Source organism: Pseudomonas sp. GR 6-02 (assembly GCF_001655615.1).
In the GTDB taxonomy this organism is placed as follows: Bacteria; Pseudomonadota; Gammaproteobacteria; order Pseudomonadales; family Pseudomonadaceae; genus Aquipseudomonas.
Map to the genome: position 1 here is coordinate 6,184,552 of NZ_CP011567.1, position 16,035 is coordinate 6,200,586.

Annotated in this window: 16 protein-coding genes; 9 read left to right on the forward strand and 7 right to left on the reverse strand. The window is 60.1% G+C overall.

All coding sequences use genetic code 11. The annotated features are described in order from the left end of the window. Window positions 1–81: 81 nt before the first annotated feature. Window positions 82–714 carry a DedA family protein gene (locus tag PGR6_RS27535; RefSeq protein ID WP_064621046.1) on the forward strand — a complete coding sequence of 211 codons (633 nt, stop codon included), beginning with the start codon at window positions 82–84 and terminating at the stop codon, window positions 712–714. Here PGR6_RS27535 and PGR6_RS27540 read toward each other — a convergent pair. Further along, on the reverse strand, window positions 695–1,930 hold the full coding sequence (locus PGR6_RS27540) for a sterol desaturase family protein (RefSeq protein WP_064621047.1): 1,236 nt from the start codon (window positions 1,928–1,930) through the stop codon (window positions 695–697). The two genes, PGR6_RS27535 and PGR6_RS27540, sit on opposite strands and share 20 nt — an antisense overlap. A gap of 114 nt (window positions 1,931–2,044) precedes the next feature. On the opposite strand from PGR6_RS27540, the gene elbB reads away from it, so the two are divergent. Next, window positions 2,045–2,713, forward strand: coding sequence for an isoprenoid biosynthesis glyoxalase ElbB (elbB, locus tag PGR6_RS27545; protein WP_064621048.1), 669 nt, complete (start codon window positions 2,045–2,047; stop codon window positions 2,711–2,713). A gap of 49 nt (window positions 2,714–2,762) precedes the next feature. Here the strand turns inward: elbB and PGR6_RS27550 are convergent, their stop codons facing one another. Continuing rightward, window positions 2,763–3,218, reverse strand: a complete 456-nt coding sequence (locus PGR6_RS27550; protein ID WP_064621049.1) for a YaiI/YqxD family protein — start codon at window positions 3,216–3,218, stop codon at window positions 2,763–2,765. Window positions 3,219–3,324: 106 nt separating this feature from the next. Then, a complete protein-coding gene (locus PGR6_RS27555; RefSeq protein ID WP_064621050.1) occupies window positions 3,325–5,223 on the reverse strand; it encodes an FTR1 family protein in 1,899 nt (632 codons plus the stop codon). A 153-nt stretch (window positions 5,224–5,376) separates the two neighbouring features. Between PGR6_RS27555 and PGR6_RS27560 the strand changes: the two genes are divergently transcribed. The 5 genes from PGR6_RS27560 (at window position 5,377) to PGR6_RS27580 (ending at window position 10,137) form a co-directional block, all read left to right on the forward strand. Further along, window positions 5,377–6,774 carry a COG3014 family protein gene (locus PGR6_RS27560; RefSeq protein WP_064621051.1) on the forward strand — a complete coding sequence of 466 codons (1,398 nt, stop codon included), beginning with the start codon at window positions 5,377–5,379 and terminating at the stop codon, window positions 6,772–6,774. 207 nt (window positions 6,775–6,981) lie between these two features. Next, a complete protein-coding gene (locus tag PGR6_RS27565) occupies window positions 6,982–8,376 on the forward strand; it encodes a COG3014 family protein (protein ID WP_064621052.1) in 1,395 nt (464 codons plus the stop codon). Between the two features lie 15 nt (window positions 8,377–8,391). Beyond that, complete coding sequence (locus tag PGR6_RS27570) at window positions 8,392–8,763, forward strand: YcfL family protein (protein WP_064621053.1); 372 nt, start codon at window positions 8,392–8,394, stop codon at window positions 8,761–8,763. A 39-nt stretch (window positions 8,764–8,802) separates the two neighbouring features. Beyond that, a complete protein-coding gene (lpoB, locus tag PGR6_RS27575) occupies window positions 8,803–9,390 on the forward strand; it encodes a penicillin-binding protein activator LpoB (protein ID WP_007941608.1) in 588 nt (195 codons plus the stop codon). A 3-nt stretch (window positions 9,391–9,393) separates the two neighbouring features. Further along, entirely contained in the window at window positions 9,394–10,137 is a 744-nt protein-coding gene (locus tag PGR6_RS27580; protein ID WP_064621054.1) for a hypothetical protein, read from the forward strand. Window positions 10,138–10,207: 70 nt separating this feature from the next. On the opposite strand, the gene PGR6_RS27585 is transcribed toward PGR6_RS27580, so the two are convergent. From PGR6_RS27585 to PGR6_RS27595, 3 genes are all read right to left on the reverse strand, one after another. After that, a complete protein-coding gene (locus PGR6_RS27585) occupies window positions 10,208–10,840 on the reverse strand; it encodes a LysE family transporter (protein ID WP_018927553.1) in 633 nt (210 codons plus the stop codon). Window positions 10,841–10,957: 117 nt separating this feature from the next. After that, entirely contained in the window at window positions 10,958–11,548 is a 591-nt protein-coding gene (locus PGR6_RS27590) for a mechanosensitive ion channel family protein (RefSeq protein ID WP_019650132.1), read from the reverse strand. Continuing rightward, the gene (locus PGR6_RS27595) at window positions 11,548–13,458 is read right to left on the reverse strand and encodes an ATP-binding cassette domain-containing protein (protein WP_064621055.1); all 1,911 of its coding nucleotides are present in this window, start codon (window positions 13,456–13,458) and stop codon (window positions 11,548–11,550) included. Before PGR6_RS27595 ends, PGR6_RS27590 begins: the two co-directional genes overlap by 1 nt. A gap of 50 nt (window positions 13,459–13,508) precedes the next feature. Here PGR6_RS27595 and PGR6_RS27600 point away from each other — a divergent pair, with 50 nt between their 5' ends. Beyond that, window positions 13,509–13,973: a TIGR02444 family protein gene (locus PGR6_RS27600; RefSeq protein WP_064621056.1), complete on the forward strand. Its 465-nt coding sequence runs from the start codon at window positions 13,509–13,511 to the stop codon at window positions 13,971–13,973. On the opposite strand, the gene PGR6_RS30285 is transcribed toward PGR6_RS27600, so the two are convergent. Further along, the gene (locus PGR6_RS30285) at window positions 13,970–15,133 is read right to left on the reverse strand and encodes an AlgP family protein (RefSeq protein ID WP_064621057.1); all 1,164 of its coding nucleotides are present in this window, start codon (window positions 15,131–15,133) and stop codon (window positions 13,970–13,972) included. The two genes, PGR6_RS27600 and PGR6_RS30285, sit on opposite strands and share 4 nt — an antisense overlap. Before the next feature lie 192 nt (window positions 15,134–15,325). Here PGR6_RS30285 and PGR6_RS27610 point away from each other — a divergent pair, with 192 nt between their 5' ends. Then, complete coding sequence (locus tag PGR6_RS27610) at window positions 15,326–15,991, forward strand: FKBP-type peptidyl-prolyl cis-trans isomerase (protein ID WP_018927548.1); 666 nt, start codon at window positions 15,326–15,328, stop codon at window positions 15,989–15,991. Window positions 15,992–16,035 lie beyond the last annotated feature (44 nt).

The following is a 16,035-nucleotide window of genomic DNA, read 5'->3' on the forward strand; positions in this document are numbered from 1 at the left end:
TCACGTCGAGACACATTTGGACACTTTCATGAATGTGCACGAAGGGTTAGGCTGCGCGTTCATTTCGCCAGCACCCAGACAATGCTCCAACAATTCCTACATGACTTCGGCTACTTTGCCCTGTTCCTCGGCACGTTTTTCGAAGGCGAAACCATTCTGGTACTCGCAGGCTTCCTCGCGTTCCGTGGGTACATGGACATCAACCTGGTGGTGGTCGTGGCGTTCTTCGGCAGTTATGCCGGCGATCAGCTGTGGTACTTCCTGGGGCGCAAGCACGGGCGCAAATTGCTGGCGCGCAAACCGCGCTGGCAATTGATGGGCGATCGGGCACTGGAACATATCCGCAAGCACCCGGACATCTGGGTGCTGAGCTTCCGTTTTGTCTATGGTTTGCGCACCGTGATGCCGGTGGCAATCGGTCTGTCGGGCTATCCGCCGGGACGCTATCTGCTGCTCAACGGGATTGGCGCGGCCATCTGGGCTGCGGCGCTGGCAGCGGCTGCGTATCACTTCGGCGCGGTGCTCGAAGGTATGCTGGGCAGTGTCAAGAAGTACGAGCTGTGGGTGCTGGGCGCCCTGCTGGTCCTGGGCTTTGTCCTGTGGCTGCGGCGACGCTTCAAGAATGCCCGCTTGGCGAAAAAGATCTACGCCGATGAGCAGGCACTGAAAGCCGAACAGGCCAAGTCCAACGAACCTACGACGCCCATCGAGTGACGCGGTTTCTACAACAGTAGAGACCGATGCCGCTGAGCAGGCTGTAACTGAGCAGCACCACCCAGCCCACCGCGCTGCCCGGCCATAGCCCGACCATCGGTGCCAGCCACACCAGCGGCAGGTTCGACACCAGCCGCAACAGCTCCAGCTTCAACGCCTGCGGGCGATTCTCCAGGGCTGCACCCAACACGAACAACCCCAACGCCACGGCGCCCCAACCCAACACCAGGGCTGCGGTCGGCAGGCTCTGCTCCAAATTCATCAAGTAACTGCCCAAGGCGATGTAGACGCAGAACTGCAGCGCCACATACCACTGCTGACGTCCGTCCAGCGGCACCTCGAATTTGCGGAACTGAGCCAGGTCCGGCTTGTTCATCGGGTATTTGGCCGCCACGTCCGCCGGCCGCCAACCGGTGCGCATGAACCAGATCCGCAGCTTGTCCCACCAGCGCTCGGCGCGCCGGGCGTCATCCCACAACTGCGCGTAAAACTGCACGTTCGCCCACACCGGATTCCAGCTCGCCAGCGGCGTGGTCACGCCGAAGATCACCGGTTCGTTGTCGTCCTCTTCCTGGAACGATCCGAACAGACGGTCCCAAATAATGAACACCCCGCCGTAGTTGCGATCCATGTAGAGAGCGTTCTGTGCATGGTGAGCCCGATGATTGGACGGCGTGACGAAGAACCACTCGAACCAGCCAAGCTTGGGAATATGCCGGGTATGCACCCAGAACTGGTACAGCAGGTTCAACGCCGCAACGCTGACGAACACCAGCAGCGGCACGCCGAGCACGGCCAGGGGCAGGTAGAAAATCCAGCTCAACAGAAACCCGGTGCTGGTCTGGCGCAGGGCCGTGGAGAGGTTGTAGTCCTCGCTCTGGTGATGCACCGAATGCGCGGCCCAGAGGATGTTGCGCTCATGGCCCATCCGGTGCAGCCAGTAGTAGCAGAAGTCGTAGAAGACGAATGCAAACACCCAGACCCAGACACTGTCGGCCGACAGCTCGATCAAGGCCAGATGTTCCAGGGCGAAGGCATAAGTGACCAGGCCGACACCTTTGGTCAACAGGCCCGTGGTAGTCGACAATACGCCGGTGCTGAGGCTGTTGATCGCGTCTGCCACGCGGTAATTGCTCACCCCGCGCCAACGGTCGGCCAACAACTCGACCGCAATCAGCACAAAGAAAAACGGCACCGCATACAGAATGAAGTTCATGACGCGACCTGATCGGAATCGTTCAGCAGAGATTAGGTGTAGCCGCGAATTAACCCTATGGCAACGAGTGACAAATTAGTGGACATTTAACGCCATGAATCTGGAGAAAAGCCCATGAGCAAAAAAATTGCAGTGATCCTTTCCGGCTGTGGCGTGTACGACGGCGCCGAGATCCACGAAAGCGTGATCACCCTGCTGCGGCTGGACCAGCGCGGTGCCCAGGTGCAGTGCTTCGCACCCAACATCGCGCAGTTACATGTGATCAACCACCTGACTGGCGAAGAAATGCCCGAATCGCGCAACGTGCTGGTGGAATCGGCGCGAATCGCCCGGGGCAACATCAAGGATATCCGTGAAGCGGACGTCGAAGACTTCGATGCGCTGATCGTTCCCGGCGGTTTCGGGGCGGCCAAGAACCTGTCGAACTTTGCCGTCGAAGGCGCCGGCTGCAGCGTTCAACCTGACGTCCTGGCGTTGACCGAAGCGTTCGCCGAGGCTGGCAAACCGGTGGGGCTGATCTGCATCTCGCCGGCCCTGGCGGCAAAAATCTACGGCCCGGGCGTGACCTGCACCATCGGCAACGATGCCGATACCGCCGCCGCGATGAACAAGATGGGCGCCACCCACGCCGAGTGCGCAGTGACCGACATTGTCGAAGACAAGGCGCGCAAGCTGGTGAGCACGCCGGCGTACATGCTCGCGCAATCGATCAGCGAAGCCGCTTCCGGCATCAACAAATTGGTCGACCGCGTACTGGAACTGACCCACGAAAACGACGAGTAACACTCGTGATTGTTCCCACTCCGCGTGGGAACGATCATTACCGTCTTGCTCAAGCTTTACGCGACAACCGGGTCAATATCCGGTCCAGCGCATTGGCGAACGCCTGTTTCTCGCGCTCGCCGAACGGCGCCGGGCCGCCGCTCATCTGCCCCTGCTCGCGCAAGTCGGTGAACAGGTTACGCACCGCGAGTCGATCGCCCATGTTCTGCGCATCGAACTCCTTACCCCGCGGATCCAGCGCCGCAACGCCGTTCTTCACCAGCCGATCCGCCAGCGGCACATCGCTGCAAATCACCAACTCCCCCGGCACCGCGTGTTCCACCAGGTAATCGTCGGCGGCATCCGGGCCGCTGGGCACCACGATCAGTTTCACCAGCGCAAGGCCCGGCTTGATCTGCGGCTGACCGGCCACCAGTACCACTTCGAACTGGCGCTTGAGGGCGAACTTCACCACTAGATCCTTGGCTGCCCGAGGGCAGGCGTCAGCATCGATCCATACGCGCATTGGATTTCCTCTATTGAAAAGCATCGCGGGCAAGCCCGCTCCCATAAGGTTAGCGCTGAACCTGTGGGAGCGGGCTTGCCCGCGAATATGAGCGCAGCGAATGCTTTTAAGACGCCGGCAACTGCCGCTTCTCGGCCATCCGGCTGCGACTGTACAGCACGATGATCGCGATGATCGCTACAGCCTGGGCACTCAGCGAATACGCATCAGCGTGGATCCCCAACCAGTCGAAGTCAAAGAACGGTACCGGCCGCGTGCCGAAGACCCCGGCTTCCTGCAACGCCTTCACGCCATGGCCGGCAAACACCACCGACAACGCGCACAGCAATCCGGCATTGATGCCGAAGAACAGTGCCAGCGGCAGCTTTGCCGAGCCGCGCAGAATCACCCAGGCCAGACCGACCAGCATAACCAGCGCCGTCGCGCCGCCAGCCATTACGGCGTTATGCCCCGCAGGCCCCGCCTGCAACCACAAGGTTTCGTAAAACAGGATCACTTCGAACAGTTCGCGATACACCGAGAAGAACGCCAGGATCGCAAACCCGAAACGCCCACCGCCGCTCACCAGGCTGCTCTTGATGTAATCCTGCCAGGCCGCTGCGTGGCGACGGTCGTGCATCCACACGCCGAGCCAGAGCACCATGACACTGGCAAACAGCGCAGTGGCCCCCTCCAGCAGCTCACGCTGGGCCCCGCTGACGTCAATCACATACGCCGCCACCGCCCAGGTCGCCAGCCCGGCCAACAGCGCCAGGCCCCAACCGATGTTGACGCTGCGCACCGCCGATTGCTGGCCGGTATTGCGCAGGAACGCGAGGACCGCCGCGAGCACCAGAATGGCTTCCAGACCTTCTCGCAACAGAATCAACAGACCGGAAATGTAGCTCAGCGACCAGCTCAAGCCATCGCTACCGAGCAGGCCAGCGGATTCTTTCAGCTTGGCCTTGGCCACTTCCAGACGTTGCTCGACCTGGGCCACTGGCAAGCCGTCCTGCAACGACTGACGGTAAGCCATCAGGGACTTTTCAGTGTCTTTGCGTACGTTGGCGTCGACGTTGTCCAGAGAGCTTTCAACCAGTTCGAAGCCTTCCAGGTACGCCGCCACCGACAGGTCGTAGGCCTGATCGTGCTCGCCAGCGCGATAGGCGGCGATACTCTTGTCCAGCGTGGCCGCCGTGTATTCAAGCAATTGCCCCGGGCCACGCTTGACCTGCGGCGGTTGCGCTCGTTGCGCGCGGAAGGTCGCGGCCGCTTGCGGACCTTCGACGGCCTGCACTTCGGCTGGCGTCTGACGCGCCAGGTCGGCGATGTTGTAGGTTTTTTCGGATTTTGCCGCGGCCGGATCGGCGCTGAAGCCGGCGATGTAGGTCGCCAGGTCCCAACGCTGACGATCATCCAGCTGATCGGCGAAGGCCGGCATGTCAGTACCTTCGACGCCCATACCCAGCGTGTTGTAAAGCGCGTAGAGGCTCAGACGGTCCAGTCGCGCGGCATCGCGCAGATTGGTCGGCGGTGGCGTCATGCCGACACCTGCCGGGCCGTCACCGATGCCCGTATCGCCATGGCACACCGAGCATTGCTGGGCATACAGCGGCGCGCCGCGGGTCGGGTCCGGGGTAATGACCGGAGCCTGGCTGACTTCATAGGTCACCGCCAGTTTTGCCCCCAGCTGCCGCGCCTGACGGGTGACGTCCGCGCCGTCCTTGCGAGCGGCGATCGCGGTGCGCAGACCGTTAACGCCCTGCTCCAGTTCGGCACGCTGGGGTTTGGCCGGCAAATCGGCGATCAACCCTTGCAGCTCCCCCAGGAATGTCTGCTGTTCGAGATACTCAGCCTCATCAATAACCTTGCCTCCCTCGACCGCCGTCGGGTAATCGGCGGCAATGTAATCGAGCAAATGCAGGGCCTTGGGCGCACCCTCCGCGGTTTCGGCCAGCGCATTGAAGCTGCAGAGCGCGATCATCGGCAGCACGAGCCACGCCAGAAAACGAGAGAAGCCAGTCATGAATAAATCTCAAATGGAAATACGAAGTAACACATTGTTCACTTCCAATGAGTTTCGCTCAAGCTTTGTTGGTATTTCCCGCATAACGGCGTGTACATTGGGCGGCAAACTGCTATCTCCTCGCGGTATCCGATCAGGGAAGAATCATCGTCCATGCGCTCCTGCCTGTTGTTCTCTTTGCTGCTGAGTTTCGCCCTACAACTGAGTGGCTGTGCCGCGTACCGAAATTATGATCAGGAGATGCAACAGACCAATGACCAACTATTGGTGGGCAACCTCCAGGGTGCGTTGGACCTAGTGGAGCTGCACAATCCCTGGGAAGACAAGGATCTGCTCTATTACTTCGAGAAAGGCGCCATCCTTAGTGTCGCCAATGCGCTGCCGGAGAGCCAGAAAGCCTGGCGCAGCGCTGACCAGATGGTATTCCAGCGCGAAGAAGCGGTGCCCTCCGGGGCCATGAAACTGCTCACACGGTTTGGCAATGAAATGGGCACCATGCTGGTCAACGACAAACTGCGTCGCTACGAAGGTTACGATTACGAAAAAGTCATGCTGACCACGCAAATGGCCCTCAACCAATTGGCTGCGAATGACTTCGACGGCGCCCGCGCCGACATCAAGAAAACCCACGAACGCGAAGCACTGATTGCCCGCCAGCGCGAGCGGCAATACGAAGAGCTCGAAGAGCAGGCCAAGGCCCAGGGCATTTCGGTGCGTTACAAGGATCTGCAAGGCTACCCGGTGACCACCCTCGATGCGCCAGCCGTCATCGAATTGAAAAACGGCTATCAGAGTGCCTTCAGTCATTACCTGGCTGGCTTCACCTATGAAGCCCTCGGCGAACGCGATCTCGCCGCGCCGGGCTATCGCCAGGCAATTGAATTGCGCCCGAACCTGCCGTTTCTCGAGCAGGCGTTGCGCAATCTCGACAAACCGCCGGCAAAAGCCGATGAAAGTGATGTGTTAATCATTGTCCAAAGCGGCCTGGCACCGGCACGCAGCTCGGTGCGCGTGCCGATTCCGGTACGGCTCAACGAAAACCTGGTGATCGTTGCCCCGATTTCTTTCCCGGTGATGATCCCGGACACCATCACGCCAGCATTCGACCACATCATCGTCGATGGTCGAAAACGGCCGCTGACCGCACTCAACAGCGTCACCGACATGGCCTTGCGCACCTTGCGTGATGACATGCCCGCCATCATCTCGCGGGCCATGTTCCGCGCCAACATGGCGGCTATCGGCCAGGCTGAGGAAAACCAACGCAACCCGGCCAAAGCATCGCTGGTGGTCACGCGCGAAGACCCATTCGAGGAGGCCGACACCCGCACATGGCGTACCTTGCCGGACAAAACCCTGGTCGCGCGTCTGCGGCTGAAAAAAGGTGAACACCTGTTCAGCGCGCCGAACGCGCCCGGCACCCCGCCGGTAACCCTGCGCATCGACCGCGACTTTCAAGTCATCAACCTGCGCACAATAAACACCGTGGCATTCGTCGTCGGAAAGACTTATGTGCAAACCTCGCCAGCGCCGGTATCAGGCCAGAAATAAGTAATGGCACGTTGTGAAAACATACAATTAAAAAGCCATTACATAGCCAGCATCCCTGTTTATAATGCCGCGCCGTCGTTCTCGCGATACGGCATTTAAGCTCCTCTTTTTATGAGGAATTGGCAGGGCGCCAGTCTCCCTGCCGATGGGTCCCAACAGCCCGACCAGCACGCGCGGCTGCTTATACTCAGGGAAGAAGTACCCCCTATGGCCTCTCGCGCCCTTACCTCGATCGCGCTCAGCGCTGTCACCTTGCTCTCCGGCTGTTCGGCTTTTCGCAACTACGATTCCGAACTGGCACAAACCAACCAGCAGCTGGCTGCCGGCAACGTCGACGGCGCCTTGACCTTGTTGGAAAAGAACAACACCGGCGCCGACAAAGACCTGCTCTATTACTTCGAGAAGGGTGAACTGCTGCGCGCCAAGGGCGACTTGTCCGGCAGCCAGAATGCCTGGAGCAGCGCCGATCAGGTGGTGGGCAAGTGGGAAGACTCGGTCAAGCTCGACACCGAAAAGTACCTGGCTCAGTTCGGCAGCTTCCTGGTCAATGACAAAGTCCGTCGCTACGAAGGCTACGACTACGAGAAAGTCATGCTGACCACGCAGATGGCCCTCAACCTGCTGGCGGTGAACGACTTCGACGGCGCGCGCACCGCGATCAAGAAAACTCACGAACGTGAAGCGGTGATCGCCGACCTGCGCGACAAGGAATACCTCAAGAGCGAAGAGCAGGCCGAGAAGGAAGGCGTCAAAACCCAGTACAAGGATCTCCAGGGTTATCCGGTGGCCAGCCTCGACGCGCCAGAAGTGGTCAGCCTGAAAAACAGCTACCAGAGTGCGTTCAGCCATTACCTGGCCGGTTTCGTCTATGAAGCCCTGGGCGAGAAAGACCTGGCTGCACCGGGCTATCGCAAGGCCGCCGAATTGCGCCCGAACACCCCGCTGCTGGAACAGGCGCTGGTGAATCTCGACAAACCCGCCAAGGACGAGGACAGCGACATCCTGATCGTCGTGCAAAGCGGCCTGGCGCCGTCCCGCGACTCGATCCGCATTCCGTTGCCATTGCCGATCAGCAACCAGGTGGTGATCACACCGCTGTCGTTCCCGGTCATCAAGCCGGACACCTCGACCGCTCCCTTCGCCCAGATCGGCGTAGACGGTCAGCAGGTGAACCTGACGCAACTCAACAGCACCACCGCCATGTCCCGCCGCGCGCTGCGTGATGACATGCCGGGCATCATCCTGCGCACCACCGTCCGTGCCGTGACCAAAGGCGTGGCTCAGAAGAAGATCAACGAATCCAACCCACTGGCGGGTCTTGCGGTCGGGATCTCTTCAGCGGTGCTCGAAGGTGCCGATACCCGTACATGGCGTACCCTGCCAGACACCACTCAAGTCGTGCGTCTACGCTTGAAGAAAGGCGAGCACCAAGTCACCCTGCCGAGCGCCGTGGGCGGTTCGGTGGTCAAGATCACTGTGGATCAGCGCTATCAGGTCATCAGCCTGCGCGCCGTGGGCAATCAGGTATTCGCCAGCGGCCAGGCCGCTCATGTGATCCCGAGCGCCAACCCGACCACCGTGGCCAGCCTCAAACAACCTTAAGAACGGAGTCTTTGCATGCGCTTCAAACTCATCACTGTCGTCGCCCTGGCCTTGCTGGCCGGCTGCGCCACCCCGCCACCACCGGAGCCAGGCAGCGCTGCCAGCAAGGTCGTGGCCATGGGCAAGCTCAAGAACATCGTGGTCGGCGCCATGCGCGTGGCGCGGGAAAACGGCTTTATGACGGTCAACGTACAGCTGAGCAACACCAGCTACAACAACAAGACCTTCTACTACCGCTTTGCCTGGCTCGGCCCTGAAGGCTTCCCGGTTGCCGAAGAGGAAACCTGGAAAAGCCAGATGATGTACGGCGAGCAGACCAGTTTCATCCAGGCCATTGCGCCAACCGCCAAAGCCGTGGATTTCCGTCTCGAAATCAAAACGCCTTAAGCCCGACACCCTATTCGTTCAGTTCTAGAGAGCATTCCCATGTTTGCACGCTTTTCGTTCATCGCCGTCATCGCCCTCTTGGCCAGCGGTTGCGCCAACACTTCGCCGACGCTGGGCAGCAAAAACATCAGCTACGGCGACACCAAAGCGGTTGAAACCGTGACCAACGAGTTCGGCTCCACCGACCTGCAGATGATCGCCGAATCCATGACCCGCTCCCTGGCCCAGTCCGGCATCCTGCAAGGCCGTCCGGTGGTTCAGGTCTACGACGTGAAGAACAAGACCAGCGAGTACATCGATACCCGCGAAATCACTACCAGCATCAAGACCCAGCTGATGAAGTCCGGCGTCGCCCGTTTCGCCAGCGACAACACCGCAATGCAGAGCCAGGTCGACCAGCTCAAGCTGCAAAACCAGAGCGGCCTGTACAAGAAGAGCACCGTGGCCAAGACCGGCAACATGATTGCCGCCCAATACCGTCTTGAAGGTTCGATCAGCTCGATCGTCAAGCGCAGCAGCGACTACAAGGACGTCTTCTACAAATTCAGCCTGCAATTGATCGACGTTGAAAGCGGTCTGGCCGAGTGGATGGACGAAAAAGAGATCCGCAAAACCACGGAGCGTTAATCGATGCGCACATGGATTGGCATGATGGCCCTGGCTTGCGCGTTCAGCGCGCAAGCGGCCCCGAAAGTTGCAGTAGCGGATCTGGCGTACCAGGAGCGCGTGGAGCAATACGTCCACACTGTTTCGGCACAGAGTAACCATAGCCAGAGCTATTACGGCGCCAGTGGTTCATCCAGTTACGAAGAGTACGAAGCCACCAACAGCTACATCGAGCAAGGCGAGTTGCGCAAATTCACCGGCGACATCAAGGGCGAGATCCTGCGCACCGGGATGTTCCAGTTGGTGCAGGGCACGCCTTACACGGCATCGTCCAAAGGCGACGTGTATGACGTGATCAAGCGCATCAAGGCCGGTAGCTTCAAGGGTGCCGACTATGTGCTGTTCGGCACCGTGTCAGACATCGACTTCACCCGCGACATGAATGAGCTGGCCAACACCGACAGTTACTCGGCGGTGCTGGCGTTGACGCTGGTGGCGGACTTCAGCCTGATCAACACCAAGACCTTCGAGATCACCTCGGCCTTCACGGCGATGGGCGAAGGTCAGGACACCAAACTGGTGAATGGCCGGGACATCCGGGTTTCCCTGAACCGCCCACGGGTGGTGCGTGACGTGTCCAAGGCGTTGGGTGAAGACGTGGCTTCACAACTGAGCCAACAGCTCGGTGGTGGCGGTTACGAGCAGCCGGGGCAGGCACCGCTGCGTAATAACCTGCCGCGAGATACGGCGCCGGTGATTCTGCACTGATCTCAGACTGGCCACTCTGTAGTAATGAAAAAGGCGACCTCGATAGGTCGCCTTTTTTGTGCCTGAAGCTTTATGTCGCTGCTTTGCGCAAAGTCGCCATGAATGCCGCCGCGCCGATGAACAGCCCGGCAAAAGTGCGGTTCATGCGTTTCTGCTGCCTGGGCGTGCGCAACAAACGCAGGACCTTGGCCGCCAGCCCGGTGTAGCCGGCCATGACGATCAGGTCGACACAGATCATGGTCACGCCGAGGATCAGGTACTGGGCCACTAGCGGCGCATGGGGATCGATGAATTGCGGCAGCACCGCGAGCATGAACACCAAAGCCTTGGGGTTGCTGACGTTCACTAGAAAACCGCGGAACACCAGCGCCATCGGCTTGCCGATCTGCCGAATGGCAGCGTCGTCGCTCATCTCATTGGGCAGCGCGCGCCATTGCTTGACCGCGAGGTAGACCAAGTAAGCCACGCCGAACCATTTGATCGCATAAAAGGCAGTGGCGGAGGCCGCGAGGATCGCACCGACACCGGCAGCGACAATCGCAATTTGCAACGCCAGGCCCAGTTGCAGACCCAGGGCGTTCCAGTAACCGCGCCAGAAACCGTAGCGCAGGCCGCTGGACATCGACGCAATGGCGCCGGCACCGGGGGAAAGACTGATTACCCAGCAGGCGGCAAAAAATGCCAGCCATGTTTGAAGCAGCATTGCACACCTCGACTCAGACTCGTGACAAACGTCTAAGCTAATGCGCCTTACGACCAATGACTACCGATTTTTTGCAGGACAGAGTGACTGCCGACCAGCGTTGACGGCGGTAGCGTCCTATCGAGCCTGCTTTTCGAACCCGTTTGAAGGAAATACATCAGTACCGCGCCAGCGTCGAACCGAGCGCTGGAAGAACAGGCTGTTGGGCACTTGCACCATGGCACTGCCGGTACCGAGCTCTTCGGCTTCGATCAGCGTGGTGTAGAGCAGATTGATCGCCACCACCCGGCCCTTGACGCCCGGCTTGTCGGTGGTGTCCACCAACTCGACCACATCGCCGATTCGGAATGGGCCGACGGTGAAGATCAGGATCGCGCACAACAGATTGGACAGCACGCTCCACATGGCGAAAAACGCCACGGCAGCTACCGCCACGAAGCCGGACAACGCGGTCCAGAGCACCGTGGCCGACACCCCAAGACGCTCCAGCACGAAGATCAGCGCGCTACCCATGATCAGCCAACGCAAACCACCGCGCAGCGGCATCAAGAACTGCGGCGGGAACGGGTAACGCTCGCCCAGGCGAGTCAGGCCTTTAGCGACGACGCGCTGAGCGACATAGCCGGCCAGCAGGATCAGCAGGATTTGCACGACCAGCCAGAGCGGCTCGACCCACATCGCCGGCAACGGCAGCTTGAAGGCCTCCATCAAGACAGCGCCTCCAGCTCCGCCTGCATACTTTCGAGCAATTCGAGCGCTTCCATCCAGGCTTCTTCCAGCTCGGCTTCACGCACCTTCAGCCGGGCCTGCTCGGCCAGCAGATCACGCAATTCGTTCTTGCGTGCCGGCTCGTAAATATCGCTGTCGCCGAGGCTGGCGTCGATCTTCGCCAGTTTCTCGTGCAGCTTGCCCAACTCGGCTTCGAGCTTGTCGGCCTCGCGCTTGTGCGGTGCCAGTTGCTGACGCAACGCGGCGGCGGCCTGGCGCTGGGCTTTCTTGTCGGTCTTGTCCGGGTTGACCGGGGTATTGCTGACCGGCACGTTGCGCTGACGGTACTCCACCAGCCAACGGGTGTAGTCTTCCAGGTCGCCGTCGAACTCCTCGACCTTGCCGTCTGCCACCAGATAGAAATTGTCGGTGGTGCTTTTAAGCAAATGACGATCGTGGGAGACCACCAGAACCGCGCCACTGAATTCCTGCAACGCCATGGTCAGCGCCAGGCGCATTTCCAGGTCCAGGTGGTTGGTCGGTTCGTCGAGCAGCAACAGGTTCGGTCGGCCCCAGGCGATCAGCGCCAGGGCCAGTCGCGCCTTTTCGCCACCGGAGAAATTCAACACCGGCTCATCGATACGTGCACCCCGGAAGTCGAAACCACCGAGGAAGTCACGCAGGGTCTGCTCACGTTCGGTTGGCGCCAGGCGCTGCAAGTGCAGCAACGGGCTGGCCTTGGAATCGAGGGAATCCAGTTGATGCTGGGCGAAGTAACCGACCACGGTGTTCTCGCCCCGGGTCAGTCGGCCCGCCAATGGCTCGAGCTCACCGGAGAGGTTCTTGATCAGGGTCGATTTACCGGCACCGTTGGGGCCGAGCAAACCGATCCGCGCGCCAGGGGTCAGTTGCAGCTTGACCTTCTCCAGCACGGTTTTTTCGCCATAACCCAAGCGAGCGTCCGATAGATCGATCAGCGGGCTGGAGATTTTCTGCGATTCGCGAAAGACGAAATCGAACGGCGAATCGACGTGCGCGGCGGACAGCTCTTCCATCCGCTCCAGCGCCTTGATCCGGCTCTGGGCCTGACGGGCCTTGGTGGCCTGGGCCTTGAAGCGGGCAATGTAGCTTTCCATGTGCGCACGTTGCGCCTGTTGCTTCTCGTACGCCTGCTGTTGCTGTGCCAGACGTTCGGCACGGGCCCGTTCAAACGCGGTGTAACCGCCGCGATACAGGGTGATCTTGCGTTGATCTACGTGAGCTACGTGATCGACCACGGCATCGAGGAAGTCCCGGTCGTGGGAAATCAGCAATAAAGTGCCGGGGTAGCTTTTGAGCCACTCTTCGAGCCAGATGATGGCGTCGAGGTCCAAGTGGTTGGTCGGTTCGTCGAGCAGCAACAGGTCCGAGGGGCACATCAAAGCCTGCGCCAGATTCAGACGCATCCGCCAGCCACCGGAGAAATCTCCTACTTGCCGGTCCATTTGCTCGTTGGTGAACCCAAGGCCCGCCAATAGCTTGCGAGCCCGGGCATCGGCGGTGTACCCATCGGCGCTGTCGAGCTCCGAGTGCAGGCGGGCCTGAGCGGCACCGTCATGGGCCGCTTCGGCCGCCGCCAGGTCGCGTTGCACCTGACGCAGGCGCAGGTCGCCATCGAGCACGTAGTCGACCGCCAGGCGCTCGAGGGTGTCGACCTCCTGGCGCATGTGGGCGATGCGCCAGTCGGCCGGCAGGAAGCAGTCACCCGAGTCCGGGTGCAGTTCGCCCCGAAGCAAGGCGAACAGGCTCGATTTGCCGGCGCCGTTGGCACCGATGAGGCCGGCTTTGTGGCCGGCGTGCAGGGTCAGCTCGGCGTCTTCTAGCAGACGTTGCGGGCCACGCTGTAAAGTCAGGTTCTGAAGTCGAATCATAATGGCGGCGGAGTCTACCAGCTTCGCTCGCAACTGGCGCGAGTAGCACTATGTCCTCTGACCTGTGGAGCTTTTCCCTCGACACTTACGCCCGTCCCGGCGTTGAACACGCCTGCCTGCAATTGCAGGCAGCGGGTGTGAATGTGTGCCTGCTGCTCTGTGGATTGTGGCTGGGGAAATGTGGAGTCGCCTGCAACGAACAACGCCTGCAGCTGCTACGCGATGTAGCCGGGCCTTGGGACGCGGATGTCGTGCAACCGTTGCGCACCTTGCGCCAGCAATGGAAAGCCGCTGCCAGCGAGGATGCCGGTCTGGATGATATACGCGAACAAGTGAAGACACTGGAGATGGAAGCCGAAAGGCATTTGCTGTTGCGACTGGAGCGTTTGGCGCAGAGTTGGCCGCAGTGTGAAGCGACCGATCTAACGGCCTGGCTGGAAGGTATGGCAGCAGGCGCCGCCAACCTGAGCCGCGACGCGCTGCATCAGCTGCGCGTCGCGGTAACCGGCACTTAGGAAGCGCTGGTTGGGGTAGTGCTGGTGCTCGACGATGCCGCTGGCGCAGGCGAAGCTGTCGAGGTAGTGGCTACCGGAGCCGGCGAAGCCGATGCAGCCGGGGCCGGGGTTACTGGCTTGGCGACAGGTGCGGCAGTCGGCTTCGCAGCAACGACTGGCTTTTTCACGGCCGGTTTTGCTGCTGGCTTGGCGGCAGGTTTTGCAGCCGGTTTGGCAGCGGCAGGTTTGGCTGCTGGTTTCGCTACAGCTGGTTTGGCGGCAGTGGCTGGCTTGGCAGCGACGGCAGGTTTCGCAGCAGCAGTTTTGGCAGCCGGTTTAGCGGCGGGTTTGGCTGCAGTTTTTGCAGCAGGTTTCGCCGCCGGTTTTGCAGCAGGCTTGGCTGCAGCGGTTTTAGCCGCGACAGGTTTGGCGGCAGTTTTGGCTGCTGGTTTTGCAGCAGGTTTAGCGGCCGGTTTGGCAGCTGCAGTTTTCGCCACGGCGGGTTTGGCAGCCGTGGTTTTGGCAGCGGGTTTAGCGGCAGCTGTTTTGGCAGCGACTGGCTTAGCGGCAGGTTTGGCAGCTGTCGTTTTAGCTGCTGGTTTCGCAGCGCTGGCAGCGACTGGTTTTTTCGCCGCAGGTTTTGCGGCTGGTTTCGCTGCAGCTTTTACCGGTGCTTTGGCGGCGGTTTTTTTAACAGGAGCCGCAGCAGGCTTGGCCGGTGCTTTTGCAGCAACCGGTTTGGCAGCGGCTTTCTTCGCAGGTGCCGCGGCTGGCTTGGCCGAACGCAGGGACAACGCCTTGCCGACAGCCTCTTGGACACGACCGACACCCTGGGCCAGTTTCAGGCTTTCTTGAGCGTCGCGTTTGAGTTGCAGGATGTAGCTGCGAGTTTCGGACTGACGAGCCTTGAGGGCGTCAAGCAGGTCCTCAAGTTCTTTCACCGCATCTTTGGCCTTGGCTTGTGCCTTGGCTTTGCCGGCCGCCGCAGCGTCCTGCAATTTGGTGCGGGATTTATGCAGTTTTTCCTGCGCTTTTCCGCGCTGCTTTTCCAGTTTGGCGAGCAGTTTTTCAGCATCAGCCAAGGCTTGGGAACAAGCGTTTTCCAAGTGCTCGAGCAGGCTGCCCGAGAGTTGTTGGAGTAAGTGCAACGGAGTATTTACTGGCTTCTTGGTGGCCGACATGGTTTACCTCCTGGCTGACGTGAATGCGGCTCATACTAGACCTCTGCTGCAACCGCCGCTAGGGCATGTTGACAGTATCGAAAGCGCTGCGTTGCAACGAAGTAAAAATGTTCTGCGCTTACGCAAAACCAGTTCACCTTCGAGAGCATTCACACTGGCATAATCCTGCGCATCTCAGGTCGGAGAGTGCCTATGTCGCGCTACCTTTTTTTATCGCTGTGCATGTTTTTTTCCGTGGTCCAGGCCGCCGAAAAAACCACCACAAATGACGCTCACGATCTCGCTTACAGCTTGGGTGCGAGCCTTGGCGAACGCTTGCGCCAGGAGGTTCCGGACCTGCAACTTCAGGCACTGCTCGAAGGTTTGCAGCAAGCCTACCAAGGTAAGCCGCTAGCGCTGAAAGACGAGCAGATCGAACAGATTCTTGCCGAGCACGAAGCCCAGGTCGCCGAGCAACCCGCCGTCGCGCAAAGCGAAGTTGCCCTCGAAAAAGAGCGGCGCTTTCTCGATGAGGAAAAAACCAAACCTGGCGTCCGTCAATTGGCAGATGGAGTATTGCTGACCGAGCTGGCTCCCGGAACTGGCGCGAAGGCAGGACCGAACGGCAAAGTCCAGGTGCTGTATATCGGTCGTCTACCTGATGGCACCGTGTTCGATCAGAACAGTCAGCCACAGTGGTTCAGTCTTGATAGTGTGATCAGCGGCTGGCGTAGCGCGCTGCAAAATATGCCGGTCGGCGCAAAATGGCGCCTGGTAATTCCATCGGCGCAAGCCTATGGCGCCGACGGTGCCGGCGACTTGATCGCGCCGTTCACGCCGCTGGTATTCGAAGTCGAATTGCGTGGTGCTACAAGCTGAATGCCGGAAACGAAAAACGGTGCGCATTGCGCACCGTTTTCAGT

What these genes read in the sequence shown, in the direction of transcription:
- PGR6_RS27535 (WP_064621046.1), top strand. Translation starts at nt 82, where the DNA reads ATGCTCCAACAATTCCTACATGACTTCGGCTACTTTGCCCTGTTCCTC.
- PGR6_RS27540 (WP_064621047.1), bottom strand. Translation starts at nt 1,930, where the DNA reads ATGAACTTCATTCTGTATGCGGTGCCGTTTTTCTTTGTGCTGATTGCG.
- elbB (WP_064621048.1), top strand. Translation starts at nt 2,045, where the DNA reads ATGAGCAAAAAAATTGCAGTGATCCTTTCCGGCTGTGGCGTGTACGAC.
- PGR6_RS27550 (WP_064621049.1), bottom strand. Translation starts at nt 3,218, where the DNA reads ATGCGCGTATGGATCGATGCTGACGCCTGCCCTCGGGCAGCCAAGGAT.
- PGR6_RS27555 (WP_064621050.1), bottom strand. Translation starts at nt 5,223, where the DNA reads ATGACTGGCTTCTCTCGTTTTCTGGCGTGGCTCGTGCTGCCGATGATC.
- PGR6_RS27560 (WP_064621051.1), top strand. Translation starts at nt 5,377, where the DNA reads ATGCGCTCCTGCCTGTTGTTCTCTTTGCTGCTGAGTTTCGCCCTACAA.
- PGR6_RS27565 (WP_064621052.1), top strand. Translation starts at nt 6,982, where the DNA reads ATGGCCTCTCGCGCCCTTACCTCGATCGCGCTCAGCGCTGTCACCTTG.
- PGR6_RS27570 (WP_064621053.1), top strand. Translation starts at nt 8,392, where the DNA reads ATGCGCTTCAAACTCATCACTGTCGTCGCCCTGGCCTTGCTGGCCGGC.
- lpoB (WP_007941608.1), top strand. Translation starts at nt 8,803, where the DNA reads ATGTTTGCACGCTTTTCGTTCATCGCCGTCATCGCCCTCTTGGCCAGC.
- PGR6_RS27580 (WP_064621054.1), top strand. Translation starts at nt 9,394, where the DNA reads ATGCGCACATGGATTGGCATGATGGCCCTGGCTTGCGCGTTCAGCGCG.
- PGR6_RS27585 (WP_018927553.1), bottom strand. Translation starts at nt 10,840, where the DNA reads ATGCTGCTTCAAACATGGCTGGCATTTTTTGCCGCCTGCTGGGTAATC.
- PGR6_RS27590 (WP_019650132.1), bottom strand. Translation starts at nt 11,548, where the DNA reads ATGGAGGCCTTCAAGCTGCCGTTGCCGGCGATGTGGGTCGAGCCGCTC.
- PGR6_RS27595 (WP_064621055.1), bottom strand. Translation starts at nt 13,458, where the DNA reads ATGATTCGACTTCAGAACCTGACTTTACAGCGTGGCCCGCAACGTCTG.
- PGR6_RS27600 (WP_064621056.1), top strand. Translation starts at nt 13,509, where the DNA reads ATGTCCTCTGACCTGTGGAGCTTTTCCCTCGACACTTACGCCCGTCCC.
- PGR6_RS30285 (WP_064621057.1), bottom strand. Translation starts at nt 15,133, where the DNA reads ATGTCGGCCACCAAGAAGCCAGTAAATACTCCGTTGCACTTACTCCAA.
- PGR6_RS27610 (WP_018927548.1), top strand. Translation starts at nt 15,326, where the DNA reads ATGTCGCGCTACCTTTTTTTATCGCTGTGCATGTTTTTTTCCGTGGTC.